We start from the raw sequence: 14,102 nt of genomic DNA on the forward strand, positions 1-14,102 counted from the left end.
TTGTACTTGTTTACTTAAACAATAATTGCATAAACAACGATGCAAATGTATATGCTTTCTGTGAGAACTCAAAACGAATTAGCTTTTTTTAGAAATATAGTGGGGTTGGATTCTGTTGAAAAGAAAGAAGGCTGTTTCTCATGACGAGGAACAGCCTTTCTTGATATATAAAGTAAGGGGATTTTAATTACAGAGCACCTACTTCTTTCAAAGCAGCGTTCGTTCCGTGAACAGCTTTTGCGCTAGCTGCGAACTTAGCTTTTTCGTCTTCGTTCAGGTTCAGTTCAACGATCTTTTCGATACCGTTCTTGCCAAGGATTACAGGAACGCCGATGCAAAGATCTGATTCGCCGTATTCACCTTCCAATAATACAGAACAAGGAACCATCTTCTTTTGGTCGTGAAGGATAGATTCAACTACGAATGCTCCCGCTGCACCCGGTGCATACCATGCAGAAGTACCCAGCAATTTAGTCAGTGTAGCACCACCTACCATTGTAGCAGCGGCAACTTCTTCCAGTTTTTCGGCAGAGATGAAGTTGGATACAGGCATACCTTTGTAAGTAGCGAAACGAGTCAAAGGAATCATAGTAGTATCACCGTGACCGCCGATAACCATACCTTCTACTTCGTTAGCGTTGCAACCGATAGCTTGAGACAAGAAATATTTGAAACGAGAGCTATCCAGAGCACCACCCATACCGATAACACGGTTTTTCGGCAGGCCCAGAGCTTTCAATGCCAAATAAGTCATTGTATCCATTGGGTTAGAGATAACAACGATGATAGCGTTAGGAGAATATTTCAACAGGTTTTCTGCTACCGATTTAACGATACCAGCGTTCACACCGATCAGTTCTTCACGAGTCATACCCGGTTTACGAGGAATACCTGAAGTAATCACAACAACGTCAGAGTTAGCAGTCTGAGCATAGTCGTTCGTGCAGCCTATCAATGTAGTGTCGAAACCCAACAATTGAGCTGTCTGCATCATATCCATTGCTTTACCTTCTGAAACGCCTTCTTTAACGTCCAGCATTACTACTTCGTCTGCTACTTCATTAAAAGCAAGTACATTTGCACATGTAGCACCTACGTTACCTGCGCCTACTACGGTTACTTTTGACATAATACTATATATTTAAAAAGTTGATAATTTGTTTTATCTTTTAGCGCGACAAAATTACAACGATAATCCTGATTAAAGAAATTTTTCCGTAATAATTTTAGTTAAAGGTCTAAGTTCTCCCGAATGGACAGCTATAATGGAAAAAAAGTGGTCGGACAAGCCGTTGGCAAGCGTGGAAAAGAAGCGGAGAATAAGCAACGAAAACGATACAAAAACGAGGGTGTCCGAAGAGGGGTGCACAAAGCGCTGAAACGCCCGCCAGTAAAGGGGGAAAACCCAATGGAAACCAGTAGAGTAGAGAAGAGTAGAGAAAAGAAGAGTAAGTAAAAGTATTATTTCTGTTATAAACAACAGCAATAATACTGGGCAGAGAAGACAGCTTTTGCTGCTGCCGCTGTCGGTTCGGATCACTTCGCCGGTGCTGTTTCTGTTCCCGCGTCCTTCATGAATTGTTCGTCCGGCAGATGACCGGCTTTCGTCTGGTAGGTTGTTGATGCTCGTCCGGTGGGTAACGGACATTCACACGGTAGATAACATACGTTTGTCCGTTAGGTAAATGCTATATTATTTCTCGGGCTACCGCTTAGCGTACGGACATGAGCTGAATGGATATTTATTGAAACGCAGATTAATGCAGATTTTCGCAGATTATTTCAAAAACTCTCACTTTTTATACTTGACTTCTGTTGCGAAATGATTACTTTTGCGCACGTTATCAATTCACAACTGAAACTATGAGTAAAAAAAGCCTTCTTATTGCGGCCGTGGCTATCTTGGTGATAGCTATTATTGGTATTACTTATTTATTGTTTACCGAAAAACAAGCTAACCGGGAGTTAGTGCAGGAATTCCAATTAGACAAGGAAGATCTGGAAAACGAATATGCCCGTTTTGCACAACAATATGATGAGTTAAAGATGACGATTTCTAATGACTCTTTATCTCAATTACTGGAACAGGAACAATTGAAAACTCAACGTCTATTGGAGGAACTTCGTACTGTGAAGAGCTCGAATGCGACAGAGATTCGTCGTTTAAAGAAAGAATTGGCTACTTTGCGTAAGGTAATGGTTGGCTATATCAATCAGATCGACTCTTTGAATAAACTGACTGCACAGCAGAAACAGGTCATAGCTGAAGTGACTCAAAAGTATAATCAGGCTTCACGACAGATCGATAACCTTTCTGAAGAAAAGAAGAATCTGAATAAAAAGGTGACGTTAGCCGCACAACTCGATGCAACTAATATTCGTATCGAACCACGCAATAAACGTGGCAAAGCTGCAAAGAAAGTGAAAGACGTGGTGAAGCTGGCTATCAGTTTCACGGTCGTGAAGAATATAACCGCTGAAAACGGTGAACGTACCATCTATATACGTATTACCAAACCCGATAATGATGTACTGACCAAGAGTGCATCCAATACTTTCCCTTATGAAAACCGTACATTGGTTTATTCAATTAAGAAGTATATTGAATATAATGGAGAAGAACAGAATATCAATGTGTTTTGGGATGTAGAAGAGTTTCTATATGCCGGAAATTATCGGGTAGATATTTTTGAAGGCGGGAACCTGATAGGTTCGCAGTCGTTTACATTAAATTAATATCGGGGTATTTTTCTCTCTACCGATATTTTAATTTCCTTCTATATTAACTAATCCGATGGTCTGTTTTTAATATTTCTTCGGGTAACAGTTGTTCTTTTATGGATGAACTGGAGAAAGAACTGCATAAATAATTGCAATAATATACAGAAAATAGGGCGAGCGTAGCATGAATTTGCATATAATATGCCGCTTTTTAATCATAGAAGCTTTCATTGGATTAAAACCAACGAGATGTCCCTCACCGAGGAAGGATAAGTTCCTCGGTGAGGGACAACTCTTTTCTCGGTGAGGAACTCATATAGGAAGGATTGGAAACTGTTTTTTTCTCTAGTTTGTATGCGAATAAAGATAAGGAGAAACTGATAAAATGAATGACTCTTGTCTATAAAAGAATGATTTGTAAATGCAATCAGGGTATTTTAATCTTATCGGGTAAATATAGGGGAAAATAATGTCAATGTGATTTCTGAAGATAGTAAATCCCGGCCTTTTTTGTCTTTAGTTGGAATCCTATACCCAAATTGTTGCATTCTCAACAGCTTGAATGTCCCTTTTTTTAGAAGTTCTATTTTTAAGTACCGTATAGTTGAATCAGGCGATGAGGAATAACGGTTGTATAATGTAAACTGCTTACCGTCTTCCATCAGCTCCCCACATCATCTTGCTGCGGAGTGTATCGAAAAAAATGTGATTAAAACGTTTCACCACCTTTACACTGTAATCTGCCCGGCGAATGGTTAGTTGAGTCGTTTCTTTGCAGGTTTCGCTCCTCCCGTCAATGGCGACGAGGAAGTTGTGACTTCTGCTTTCTACATCTAATGTAATCTCCCAATCATCCCGAATAACGATAGGGCGGACGTTGAGACTATGCGGAGCTACCGGAGTGATGACAACCGTGTTGGAATGGGGAACCATAATCGGACCACCTACACTCAAAGAATAGGCTGTGGAGCCGGTAGGAGTTGCAATTACCAGCCCGTCAGCCTGATAAGTATTCAGATACGCACCATTAATAGCTGTTCGGATACTAATCATTGATGAACTGTCCCGTTTAAGAATGGCAATTTCGTTGAGGGCATACGGAGAATCTTGAAGATGTTTGTCGTTGCAGATCAACTGAAGTACACTTCGTTCCTCTACACTATATCTTCCGGCTTGGATTTCATCGAATGTTTCCTCCATTTCTTCCGGTGAAATATCAGCTAGAAACCCTAGACGTCCTGTGTTAATTCCCAGAATAGGGATCCCTTTTCTTCCTACGCGGCGGGCAGCTTTCAGAAATGTTCCGTCGCCTCCGATACTGATTACCATATCGGCAGTAAAATCATCACCATCAAATAATAGATCTGCTTCAATATCCATATTTTCTGAAACTAGGAATTGGTAAAATTCCCTGCACATACCAATCTCTGCTCCCTGTTTCTTTAAAAGTTTAAACAAGGTGACAGCATGAGAAGACTTTTTAGCCTGATAAGTATTTCCGAAAATGGCAAATTTCATAAGCAACATCATTAGTTCAGGATGCAAATTTGGCATTTTTTCTTGGATTTCTACTTTAAATAACCAAAAAAGAGTAGAGAATGCGTTTCGTATTATTAGGCAACTAATAATAATATTTGTATTTTTGCGGCAAATATAACGTAGAACTATGACTAAATTAAGTGTAAACATAAACAAGATTGCTACACTAAGAAATGCTCGCGGGGGAAATGTGCCCGATGTAGTAAAGGTGGCGCTTGATTGTGAATCTTTTGGTGCTGATGGTATCACCGTTCATCCCCGTCCTGACGAGCGTCACATTCGTCGTTCGGATGTATATGATTTGCGTCCTCTGTTGCGGACAGAATTCAATATTGAAGGTTATCCGTCCCCGGAATTTATTGACTTAGTGTTGAAAGTAAAACCTCATCAGGTTACTTTAGTTCCCGATGATCCTTCACAGATCACCTCCAATTCCGGTTGGGATACGAAAGCAAATCTGGAATTTCTGACTGAAGTTCTCGATCAATTTAACAGTGCCGGCATCCGTACTTCCGTTTTTGTAGCGGCTGATCCTGGAATGGTGGAATATGCGGCAAAAGCAGGGGCGGATCGTGTCGAACTGTATACAGAACCTTATGCAACAAACTATCCTAAGAATCCGGAAGCGGCCATCGCTCCTTTTATCGAAGCTGCGAAGACTGCCCGTAAACTGGGGATCGGATTGAACGCCGGTCATGATTTAAGTCTGGTGAATTTAAATTATTTCTATAAAAACATTCCTTGGGTGGATGAAGTGTCTATCGGACATGCGTTGATTAGCGATGCACTGTATCTGGGACTCGAACGTACCATTCAGGAATATAAAAACTGTCTACGCTCATGAATGCAATGATCTTGTTAGCCCAAGGGGCTATGAATATGGCCGATTCACTGGCTACTGCCAACCCCGTGCTGACGGAGGTAAACACTCCTGAAATGAACATGCTTGATATGGCTGTCAAGGGTGGATGGATTATGATTGTGCTGGGCGTACTGTCGGTTGTCTGCTTCTATATCCTGTTTGAACGTAACTACATGATTCGCAAGGCAGGAAAAGAGGACCCCATGTTTATGGAACGGATTAAAGACTATATTCATAGTGGAGAGATCAAAGCGGCTATTAACTATTGCCGCACGATGAATACTCCTTCGGCACGTATGATAGAAAAAGGAATCAGCCGTTTGGGACGTCCTATTAACGATGTGCAGGTAGCTATTGAGAATGTGGGTAATATTGAAGTTGCAAAGCTGGAAAAAGGACTGACTGTGATGGCAACTATTTCCGGAGGCGCTCCGATGCTCGGATTTCTCGGTACGGTGACCGGTATGGTACGTGCTTTCTACGAAATGGCGAATGCCGGAAGCGGAAACATTGATATCACTTTGCTTTCCGGAGGTATCTATGAAGCTATGATTACAACGGTCGGTGGTCTGATTGTCGGTATCATCGCTATGTTTGCCTACAATTATCTGGTGATGCTGGTAGACCGTGTGGTAAATAAAATGGAATCTCGTACAATGGAGTTCATGGACCTGTTGAACGAGCCTGCAAAATAATTCGCAGATGGGATTAAAAAGAAGAAATAGAGTATCGCCCAATTTCAGCATGGCCTCCATGACGGATGTCATCTTCCTGTTGCTGATATTCTTTATGATAACCTCTACGGTGGTGTCGCCCAATGCCATCAAGGTATTGTTGCCTCAAGGCAAGCAGCAGACTTCGGCCAAACCGCTGACAAGAGTGGTTATCGATAAGGACTTGAATTTCTATGCCGCTTTCGGCAATGAAAAAGAGCAGCCGGTGGCGCTGAACGATCTGACCTCTTTTTTGCAGAGTTGTGCAGAGAAGGAACCGGAAATGTATGTGGCATTGTATGCGGATGAATCGGTACCTTACCGTGAGATTGTAAGGGTATTGAACATTGCAAACGAGAATCATTTTAAGATGGTGCTGGCTACCCGCCCGCCTGAAAAAAAATAAGAAACAATGGACAGAAGAAAAAAGGGTGAATACATAGGAGCGCTCGGTGCACTATTGGTGCATGTGGCAGTGATTGCTCTTTTGATTCTGGTGAGCTTTACTGTCCCCCAACCGGATGAAGATGCAGGTGGAGTGCCCGTGATGCTGGGGAATGTGGACGCAGCGAGCGGTTTTGATGATCCTTCTCTGGTAGATGTGGATATTATGGATGAAGATGCGGCAGCACCGCCTGCAGAAACAGAACCGCAACTTCCTTCGGAACAGGATTTACTGACACAGACTGAAGAGGAAACGGTCACTTTGAAACCTAAAGCGGAAGAACCGAAAAAAGAAACGGTGAAACCTAAAGAGGTGGTCAAGCCGAAAGAGCCGGTGAAGAAGCCGGAAAAAACGGAAGCGGAAAAAGCTGCGGAGGCGAAACGACTGGCGGAGGAAAAAGCGGAACGTGAACGTAAAGCTGCCGAAGAGGCTGCTAAAAAGAGGGTGGCCGGTGCGTTCGGAAAAGGAGCGCAAATGACAGGTAATAAAGGAACAGCAGATAGTGGCACGGGAACCGAAGGTAGCAAAGAAGGTAATTCTTCTACCGGAGCGAAGACCGGAACTGGTGGTTATGGAACATTTGACCTTGGCGGACGTTCTTTAGGTACGGGTAGTTTGCCGAAGCCTGTATATAACGTGCAGGAAGAAGGACGTGTAGTGGTGAATATCACCGTGAATCCCGCAGGACAAGTAGTGTCGACCAGCATTAGCCCTCAAACGAACACTGTAAACTCTGCTTTACGTAAAGCAGCGGAGGATGCAGCTAAGAAAGCCCGTTTTAATACGATCGATGGAGTGAATAACCAGACAGGGACAATCACCTATTATTTTAACTTGAGATAGTATCATTAACCAAATATATTAAGCATTATGGGAACTGTATACGCTTTTTTTGCAGATGGTTTTGAAGAAATTGAAGCCTTTACTGCTATTGACACGTTGAGACGTGCCGGACTGAATGTAGAAATCGTATCCGTTACACCGGATGAAATTGTAGTGGGAGCACATGATGTATCTGTTCTTTGCGATATCAATTTCGAGAATTGCGATTTCTTCGATGCTGAACTTTTGTTGTTGCCGGGAGGAATGCCGGGAGCTGCTACACTTGACAAGCACGAAGGATTGCGTAAATTGATTCTTGATTTTGCTGCAAAAGGTAAACCTATTGCTGCCATTTGTGCTGCTCCGATGGTGTTGGGTAAACTGGGGCTGCTGAAAGGAAAGAAGGCTACCTGTTATCCGAGTTTCGAACAATATCTGGATGGCGCCGAATGTGTAAATGCACATGTCGTACGTGATGGAAACATCATTACGGGGATGGGACCGGGTGCTGCTATGGAATTTGCCTTGGCAATCGTTGATCTGTTGGCAGGTAAAGAAAAAGTAGGCGAACTGGTAGAAGCGATGTGCGTTAAACGCTAAACCGCCCATGAAGAAATATGTAATCATTGTCGCCGGTGGAAAGGGCTTGCGAATGGGAAGTGATCTCCCCAAACAATTCCTTCCCATGGGTGATAAACCTGTGTTGATGCATACCCTGGAAGTCTTCAGGAGATATGACGAGACACTTCAAATCATATTGGTGCTTCCGCAGGAGCAACAAAGTTTCTGGAAGCAACTTTGTGATAAACATCATTTTACGGTGAAACATGTCCTTGCGGAAGGAGGTGAAACACGTTTCCATTCCGTAAAGAATGGGCTGGCATTGGTGCAAGAGCCGGGATTGGTGGGGGTGCATGATGGAGTACGCCCGTTTGTATCAGTAGAAGTGATTCGCCGTTGTTATGAGTTGGCAGAGGTGCAGAAAGCCGTGATTCCTGTGGTGGATGTAGTAGAGACGCTTCGCCATTTGACAGATGCAGGAAGTGAAACAGTCAGCCGGATGGATTACAAACTGGTGCAAACACCGCAAGTGTTTGATATAGAGTTGCTGAAACAAGCCTACGCACAGGAATTTACCCCCTTCTTTACAGATGATGCTTCTGTTGTGGAAGCGATGGGAATGCCCGTTTATCTGGCAGAAGGCAACCGTGAAAATATAAAAATAACAACTCCTTTCGATTTAAAAGTGGGGAGTGCTCTTTTATAAATGTTTGATTTAGCCACACGCGACATAAAATTTATCTCCGGTGTAGGCCCTCAAAAAGCCGCTGTATTAAATAAGGAGTTGGAAATCTACTCCTTGCACGATTTAATTTATTATTTCCCTTATAAATATATTGACCGGAGCCGCATCTATTACATTCATGAAATAGATGGCAATATGCCGTATATTCAGTTGAAAGGAGAAATCCTCGGTTTTGAGACTATTGGTGAAGGACGGCAACGCCGTCTGACAGCGCATTTCTCGGATGGCACAGGAGTCGTTGATTTGGTGTGGTTTCAAGGCATAAAGTATATCTTGGGAAAGTATAAACTTCGCGAGGAATATATCATCTTTGGCAAACCGACTATTTTCAACGGACGTATCAATGTGGCGCATCCCGATATAGATAAACCGGATGATTTGAAACTTTCCTCGGTGGGACTGCAACCTTATTACAGTACGACGGAGAAGATGAAACGCAGTTTCCTCAACTCTCACGCGATTGAGAAGATGATGGCAACGGTGATTCAGCAGATACAGGAACCTCTGCCTGAAACACTTTCTCCCAAGTTGCTGACGGAGCATCATTTGATGCCTTTGACGGAAGCGCTCCGGAATATCCACTTCCCGACCAATCCCGATGTCCTTCGTCGGGCACAATACCGTCTTAAATTTGAAGAACTGTTTTATGTTCAGTTAAACATTCTCCGATATGCCAAAGACAGGCAGAAAAGGTATCGTGGATACATCTTTGAAAGAGTGGGAGATGTGTTCAATACATTTTATGCAAAGAATCTTCCTTTCCAACTGACGGGTGCGCAGAAACGGGTATTGAAAGAGATACGGAACGATGTCGGCAGTGGCAGGCAGATGAATCGTCTTTTGCAGGGAGATGTAGGAAGCGGAAAAACACTGGTTGCCTTGATGAGTATGTTGCTGGCATTGGATAATGGCTATCAGGCTTGTATGATGGCACCTACCGAAATCCTGGCAAACCAGCACTACGAAACCATCAAGGAATTGCTTTTTGGCATGGACATTCGTGTTGAGCTACTGACAGGTTCTATTAAAGGAAAAAGGAGAGAAGCGATTCTGACCGGATTGCTGACCGGAGATGTGCAGATATTAATAGGAACCCATGCCGTTATTGAAGATACTGTCAATTTCTCCTCTTTAGGTTTCGTTGTGATTGACGAACAACATCGTTTTGGCGTGGCTCAGCGTGCCCGTCTTTGGAGTAAGAATGTTCAACCTCCGCATGTACTTGTAATGACTGCCACTCCCATTCCCCGTACGTTGGCGATGACCTTGTATGGCGACTTGGACGTGTCTGTGATTGATGAACTTCCTCCCGGAAGAAAACCGATTACTACCATCCATCAATTCGACAATCGCCGGGAAAGCATGTATCGTTCGGTGCGTAAGCAGATCGACGAAGGACGTCAGGTTTATATTGTCTATCCGCTGATTAAAGAGAGCGAAAAGATTGATTTGAAGAATCTTGAAGAAGGATATCAGCATATTCTGGAAGAGTTTCCGAAGTGTACGGTTTGCAAAGTGCATGGCAAAATGAAGCCTGCCGAGAAAGACGAACAAATGCAACTTTTTGTTTCGGGTAAAGCACAGATCATGGTAGCTACCACCGTCATCGAAGTGGGAGTGAACGTTCCGAATGCTTCGGTGATGATTATAGAAAATGCAGAACGTTTCGGGTTATCGCAGTTACATCAGTTGCGCGGCCGGGTGGGGCGTGGAGCAGAACAGTCTTATTGTATTCTGGTGACGAATTACAAGTTGACGGAGGACACCCGGAAGCGATTGGAAATCATGGTGCGCACCAATGATGGCTTTGAAATAGCAGAAGCCGATTTGAAATTGCGTGGTCCCGGTGATCTTGAAGGTACACAGCAAAGTGGCATTGCTTTCGATTTGAAGATTGCGGATATTGTCCGCGACGGGCAACTGTTGCAATACGTTCGTGCTATAGCTGAAAGTATTGTAGAACAAGACCCTGCAGCACAAAGTCCGGAGAACGAAATCTTATGGCGACAGCTTAAAGCCTTACGGAAAACGAATGTTAACTGGGCTGCCATAAGTTGAAAAACGGTTAAACATGCAGTTTATTTGCGTAAATGTGTTGCAAAACATATTTCGTCTCTATCCTCCCTATTTATAGGAGTTTAACGCCCTGATTCTCCCTTCTTTCCGTACTAAGCATCTGAAAAATAGTTAATAACTCCCTTGCCTTTTCATAGGAAAATACTATCTTTGGAGGAATTTTTTTAGTAAATGTATTGTTTAACCATTTGTAAAGTCGAGTATTATGCTTGAAAAAACGCTGGTCATTTTAAAACCGTGTACCCTTCAACGGGGATTGGTTGGTGAGATTACTCACCGCTTTGAACGTAAAGGATTGCGGTTGGCCGGCATGAAGATGGTGCAACTGACTGATGAATTGTTAAGCGAACATTATGCCCACCTTAGCGGCAAACCTTTCTTTCAGCGTGTGAAAGATTCGATGATGACAGCTCCTGTCATTGTTTGTTGTTTCGAAGGTGTGGATGCTATTCAAACAGTCCGTACGTTGGCGGGACCGACTAATGGACGTTTAGCTGCCCCAGGCACCATTCGTGGGGATTATAGTATGAGCTTTCAAGAGAATATAGTTCATACATCCGATTCTCCGGAGACCGCAGCTATTGAATTAACGAGATTTTTTAAACCGGAAGAAATATTCGATTACAAGCAGGCAACATTTGACTACCTGTACGCAAACGACGAATATTAATTGAATTGACAAAGAACGAATGAATTTTAGCATTATTAAAACAGGATTGGTCGCTGTTGCGGCTATGGTCAGTCTGAGCTCTTTCTCGCAAGACCTGATTGCCCGCCAAGCACCGATAGACAAGAAATTAAAATCAGTAGACTCTTTGGCCTTGCAGAAGCAAATCCGCGCCGAACAGTCCGAATATCCCGCCCTAAGTCTTTATCCAAACTGGAACAACCAGTATGTGCATGCTTACGGAAATGCTATTATCCCTGAAACGTATACAATCGACCTGACTGGTTTCCATATGCCAACTCCGAGTACTAAAATTACTTCGCCTTTCGGGCCTCGTTGGAGAAGAATGCATAATGGCCTTGACTTGAAGGTTAATATCGGTGATACAATCGTTGCTGCTTTTGACGGTAAAGTGCGTGTAGTGAAGTATGAGCGCAGAGGTTATGGTAAGTACGTTGTTATCCGTCATGATAATGGATTGGAAACTGTATACGGACACTTGTCTAAACAATTGGTTGAAGATAATCAGCTGGTGAAAGCCGGTGAACCGATTGGTCTGGGTGGTAACACCGGACGTTCTACTGGTTCGCATCTTCATTTCGAAACCCGCTTCCTGGGAATTGCCATTAATCCGATTTATATGTTCGACTTCCCGAAACAGGATATCGTTGCCGATACTTATACGTTCCGCAAAGCAAAAGGCGTGAATCGTGCAGGTTCTCATGACACTCAGGTGGCTGACGGTGCTATCCGTTATCACAAGGTGAAGAGTGGCGATACATTGTCCCGCATTGCTAAGTTACGCGGCGTATCAGTCAGCACGCTTTGCAAACTGAACCGCATCAAACCAACCACGACTTTGCGTATCGGACAGGTTTTGCGTTGTTCATAAAATAGATAGCTTATAAAACAGTAATACAATATCTTTAGAAGAGGGCACTTTAATATAATTTAGAGTGCCCTCTTTCTGTTTTTACTTAATTATTGTTACCTTTGCGCACTATTTGGAAGAAGATGAAAGATACCAAGCAACAATTTGAACATGTCATCGCCTTGTGCCGTGACTTATTTTCCAAGAAGCTGCACGATTACGGGCCTGCATGGCGTATCCTGCGTCCGGCTTCGGTGACTGACCAGATTTTTATTAAAGCCAATCGGATTCGTAGTATTGAGACCAAAGGAGTGACCTTGATTGACGAGGGAATCCGTGCAGAGTTTATTGCGATTGTCAATTATGGCATTGTCGGACTCATCCAGTTGGAGCTGGGGTATGCCGAATCTGCCGACATCAGCAATGAAGAAGCGATGGCTTTATACGATAAGTATGCAAAAGGGGCATTAGACCTGATGCTTGCCAAAAACCATGATTATGATGAAGCCTGGCGGAGCATGCGTGTCAGCTCTTACACAGACTTGATCTTGATGAAGATTTACCGTACCAAGCAGATTGAGAGCCTGGCCGGCAACACATTGGTGTCAGAGGGAATTGATGCCAATTATATGGATATGATTAATTACTCTGTTTTCGGACTGATTAAGATAGAATTTGAAGGATAAGAACTTACATATCATTCAGGAGGTAGTGGCGAATATGTGTCGCTTTCTTTTGGCGGCATCGTTCATCTTTTCCGGATTTGTAAAGGCAGTTGATCCACTGGGGTTCCAGTATAAGATACAGGATTATCTGACCGCATTCGGAATGGATTCCTGGTTTCCTTCATTCTTCCCTTTATTGGGAGGCATCACTTTATCAGCTATTGAGTTTTTTATCGGTATCTCCTTATTCTTTGCTACCAGAAGAACCTTGGCTACTTCATTGGCTTTGATGCTGATGATTTTCATGACACCACTGACTTTGTATCTTGCCATCTTTGATCCGGTTTCGGATTGTGGCTGTTTTGGAGATGCTTGGGTGTTGACAAACTGGGAGACATTCGGGAAGAATATAGTTCTGCTGTTTGCAGCAATGATGGCTTTCCGTCACAGAAGGATGCTGATTCGTTTTATCAGTGTGAAGATGGAATGGTTGGTTTCTCTCTATACGCTGTTTTTTGTGTTTACTTTGTCATTCTATTGTCTGGACCGTCTGCCTGTTTTAGATTTTCGTCCTTACAAGATCGGAAAGAATATTCTGGAAGGGATGACAATGCCCGAAGGAGCGAAACCGAGTGTATATGAAAGCATCTTTATCTTGGAAAAGAACGGAGAGAAGAAAGAATTTACGTTGGATAACTATCCGGATAGTACCTGGACATTTATCGACACGCGGACAGTCTTAAAGGAAAAAGGATATGAACCGGCTATTCACGATTTCTCTATGATTGATCTGAATACGGGTGAGGATATAACAGACGATGTCTTGACGGATATAGGATACACCTTCCTGTTGGTTGCCCATCGGATTGAAGAGGCGGATGATAGTAACATTGATTTGATTAATGAGATATATGACTATTCGGTGGAGCATGGCTATAAGTTTTACTGCCTCACTTCTTCACCGGAAGAGCAGATCGAATTGTGGAAGGACAAGACGGGAGCCGAATATCCTTTCTGTCAGATGGATGATATTACATTAAAGACGATGGTTCGTTCCAATCCGGGATTGATACTGATTAAGAACGGAACAATTCTGAATAAATGGAGCGATGAGGATATACCGGATGAATATGTGCTGACGGACAAGCTGGAAAATCTGCCGTTAGGAAAGCAGAAAGTGAGCAGTGATACTCATACGGTGGGATATGTATTCTTATGGTTTGTTATTCCGTTGTTGTTAGTGCTCGGAGTGGATGTTTTGGTCGTTCGCCGCAGAGAACGGAAAAACGCGAAGCGGAAGCAACGAGAGGAAGAGGTGAAAAACAAAGAAATGGAAATAAAGAACCAAGGAATAGAAGAACGAGAATAAGAAATGAATGATAACGATCGACCCTCTGTAACGAACACTAATTTCA

General features: G+C 43.1%; 15 protein-coding genes. 13 read left to right on the forward strand and 2 right to left on the reverse strand.

Annotated elements, in window-relative coordinates; translation table 11 throughout:
- Nucleotides 1–187: 187 nt before the first annotated feature.
- A complete protein-coding gene (gene mdh / locus NXX38_RS10890; RefSeq protein ID WP_148366539.1) occupies nt 188–1,129 on the reverse strand; it encodes a malate dehydrogenase in 942 nt (313 codons plus the stop codon).
- A gap of 123 nt (nt 1,130–1,252) precedes the next feature.
- Between mdh and NXX38_RS10895 the strand changes: the two genes are divergently transcribed.
- Together NXX38_RS10895 and NXX38_RS10900 are read left to right on the forward strand one after the other, a co-directional pair.
- Nucleotides 1,253–1,456 carry a hypothetical protein gene (locus tag NXX38_RS10895; RefSeq protein WP_195648625.1) on the forward strand — a complete coding sequence of 68 codons (204 nt, stop codon included), beginning with the start codon at nt 1,253–1,255 and terminating at the stop codon, nt 1,454–1,456.
- A gap of 407 nt (nt 1,457–1,863) precedes the next feature.
- Nucleotides 1,864–2,736 (forward strand): hypothetical protein, encoded by an 873-nt coding sequence (locus tag NXX38_RS10900; protein ID WP_148366538.1) that lies wholly within the window; start codon nt 1,864–1,866, stop codon nt 2,734–2,736.
- A gap of 633 nt (nt 2,737–3,369) precedes the next feature.
- Here the strand turns inward: NXX38_RS10900 and NXX38_RS10905 are convergent.
- Nucleotides 3,370–4,239, reverse strand: a complete 870-nt coding sequence (locus NXX38_RS10905) for an NAD kinase (RefSeq protein ID WP_148366537.1) — start codon at nt 4,237–4,239, stop codon at nt 3,370–3,372.
- A gap of 148 nt (nt 4,240–4,387) precedes the next feature.
- Between NXX38_RS10905 and NXX38_RS10910 the strand changes: the two genes are divergently transcribed.
- From NXX38_RS10910 to NXX38_RS10960, 11 genes are all read left to right on the forward strand, one after another.
- Complete coding sequence (locus tag NXX38_RS10910; RefSeq protein WP_148366536.1) at nt 4,388–5,104, forward strand: pyridoxine 5'-phosphate synthase; 717 nt, start codon at nt 4,388–4,390, stop codon at nt 5,102–5,104.
- Nucleotides 5,101–5,817, forward strand: a complete 717-nt coding sequence (locus tag NXX38_RS10915; RefSeq protein ID WP_148366535.1) for a MotA/TolQ/ExbB proton channel family protein — start codon at nt 5,101–5,103, stop codon at nt 5,815–5,817. The genes NXX38_RS10910 and NXX38_RS10915 overlap by 4 nt, the downstream gene beginning before the upstream one ends.
- Before the next feature lie 7 nt (nt 5,818–5,824).
- Nucleotides 5,825–6,241 carry a biopolymer transporter ExbD gene (locus tag NXX38_RS10920; protein WP_148366534.1) on the forward strand — a complete coding sequence of 139 codons (417 nt, stop codon included), beginning with the start codon at nt 5,825–5,827 and terminating at the stop codon, nt 6,239–6,241.
- 6 nt (nt 6,242–6,247) lie between these two features.
- Nucleotides 6,248–7,123, forward strand: a complete 876-nt coding sequence (locus NXX38_RS10925; RefSeq protein ID WP_148366533.1) for a cell envelope integrity protein TolA — start codon at nt 6,248–6,250, stop codon at nt 7,121–7,123.
- Nucleotides 7,124–7,150: 27 nt separating this feature from the next.
- Entirely contained in the window at nt 7,151–7,702 is a 552-nt protein-coding gene (locus NXX38_RS10930) for a DJ-1 family glyoxalase III (protein WP_148366532.1), read from the forward strand.
- A 7-nt stretch (nt 7,703–7,709) separates the two neighbouring features.
- Nucleotides 7,710–8,369 (forward strand): 2-C-methyl-D-erythritol 4-phosphate cytidylyltransferase, encoded by a 660-nt coding sequence (locus tag NXX38_RS10935; protein ID WP_258979446.1) that lies wholly within the window; start codon nt 7,710–7,712, stop codon nt 8,367–8,369.
- Nucleotides 8,370–10,466, forward strand: coding sequence for an ATP-dependent DNA helicase RecG (recG, locus tag NXX38_RS10940; RefSeq protein WP_258979447.1), 2,097 nt, complete (start codon nt 8,370–8,372; stop codon nt 10,464–10,466).
- Nucleotides 10,467–10,689: 223 nt separating this feature from the next.
- Nucleotides 10,690–11,154, forward strand: coding sequence for a nucleoside-diphosphate kinase (gene ndk / locus NXX38_RS10945; RefSeq protein ID WP_148366529.1), 465 nt, complete (start codon nt 10,690–10,692; stop codon nt 11,152–11,154).
- A gap of 19 nt (nt 11,155–11,173) precedes the next feature.
- Nucleotides 11,174–12,043: a peptidoglycan DD-metalloendopeptidase family protein gene (locus NXX38_RS10950; protein ID WP_148366528.1), complete on the forward strand. Its 870-nt coding sequence runs from the start codon at nt 11,174–11,176 to the stop codon at nt 12,041–12,043.
- 122 nt (nt 12,044–12,165) lie between these two features.
- Nucleotides 12,166–12,708 (forward strand): DUF1599 domain-containing protein, encoded by a 543-nt coding sequence (locus NXX38_RS10955; RefSeq protein ID WP_074636678.1) that lies wholly within the window; start codon nt 12,166–12,168, stop codon nt 12,706–12,708.
- Nucleotides 12,698–14,056, forward strand: a complete 1,359-nt coding sequence (locus NXX38_RS10960) for a BT_3928 family protein (protein WP_148366527.1) — start codon at nt 12,698–12,700, stop codon at nt 14,054–14,056. Before NXX38_RS10955 ends, NXX38_RS10960 begins: the two co-directional genes overlap by 11 nt.
- Nucleotides 14,057–14,102 lie beyond the last annotated feature (46 nt).

The sequence above is a fragment of the Bacteroides sp. BFG-637 genome (assembly GCF_024793605.1).
In the GTDB taxonomy this organism is placed as follows: domain Bacteria; phylum Bacteroidota; class Bacteroidia; order Bacteroidales; family Bacteroidaceae; genus Bacteroides; species Bacteroides vicugnae.

Excerpts from the sequence above, each read along its gene's own strand:
- NXX38_RS10905 (WP_148366537.1), bottom strand. The coding sequence starts at position 4,239 with ATGAAATTTGCCATTTTCGGAAATACTTATCAGGCTAAAAAGTCTTCT.
- NXX38_RS10955 (WP_074636678.1), top strand. The coding sequence starts at position 12,166 with ATGAAAGATACCAAGCAACAATTTGAACATGTCATCGCCTTGTGCCGT.
- NXX38_RS10910 (WP_148366536.1), top strand. The coding sequence starts at position 4,388 with ATGACTAAATTAAGTGTAAACATAAACAAGATTGCTACACTAAGAAAT.
- NXX38_RS10950 (WP_148366528.1), top strand. The coding sequence starts at position 11,174 with ATGAATTTTAGCATTATTAAAACAGGATTGGTCGCTGTTGCGGCTATG.
- recG (WP_258979447.1), top strand. The coding sequence starts at position 8,370 with ATGTTTGATTTAGCCACACGCGACATAAAATTTATCTCCGGTGTAGGC.
- NXX38_RS10930 (WP_148366532.1), top strand. The coding sequence starts at position 7,151 with ATGGGAACTGTATACGCTTTTTTTGCAGATGGTTTTGAAGAAATTGAA.
- NXX38_RS10925 (WP_148366533.1), top strand. The coding sequence starts at position 6,248 with ATGGACAGAAGAAAAAAGGGTGAATACATAGGAGCGCTCGGTGCACTA.
- NXX38_RS10935 (WP_258979446.1), top strand. The coding sequence starts at position 7,710 with ATGAAGAAATATGTAATCATTGTCGCCGGTGGAAAGGGCTTGCGAATG.
- ndk (WP_148366529.1), top strand. The coding sequence starts at position 10,690 with ATGCTTGAAAAAACGCTGGTCATTTTAAAACCGTGTACCCTTCAACGG.
- NXX38_RS10895 (WP_195648625.1), top strand. The coding sequence starts at position 1,253 with ATGGACAGCTATAATGGAAAAAAAGTGGTCGGACAAGCCGTTGGCAAG.
- NXX38_RS10915 (WP_148366535.1), top strand. The coding sequence starts at position 5,101 with ATGAATGCAATGATCTTGTTAGCCCAAGGGGCTATGAATATGGCCGAT.
- mdh (WP_148366539.1), bottom strand. The coding sequence starts at position 1,129 with ATGTCAAAAGTAACCGTAGTAGGCGCAGGTAACGTAGGTGCTACATGT.
- NXX38_RS10900 (WP_148366538.1), top strand. The coding sequence starts at position 1,864 with ATGAGTAAAAAAAGCCTTCTTATTGCGGCCGTGGCTATCTTGGTGATA.
- NXX38_RS10920 (WP_148366534.1), top strand. The coding sequence starts at position 5,825 with ATGGGATTAAAAAGAAGAAATAGAGTATCGCCCAATTTCAGCATGGCC.